1 protein-coding gene is annotated in these 240 nt (G+C 58.8%); it reads right to left on the minus strand.

The features are described from left to right. A partial coding sequence (locus ACR9ZK_RS23235; RefSeq protein ID WP_481344273.1) for a hypothetical protein occupies nucleotides 1-240 on the minus strand: 240 nt, incomplete at both ends.

A 240-nucleotide genomic window follows, 5' to 3' on the forward strand; every position in this document is an offset into this window, starting at 1 on the left:
GTTCTGCATGACGGGCAAGTCGCATGCACCAGCCGCCGAAGGCGAGGACATCATCAGAGATGGCGCCTTCATGCGCGGTGCATTCCGATAGGTCATTACCAGGATGATGCCCGGTGCCTTTTCGGCAGCCGATGTTTCGATCCTCGTTATCCGGCCCCGGGCGATCCGACTGAAGACGAGCGCGGCGTAGCAAATGTTTTCATAGGGATATTCGGCGGCGAACCGTGCCTTACCTTGGAC

This window comes from Monashia sp. HAY1-5C (genome assembly GCF_056755255.1).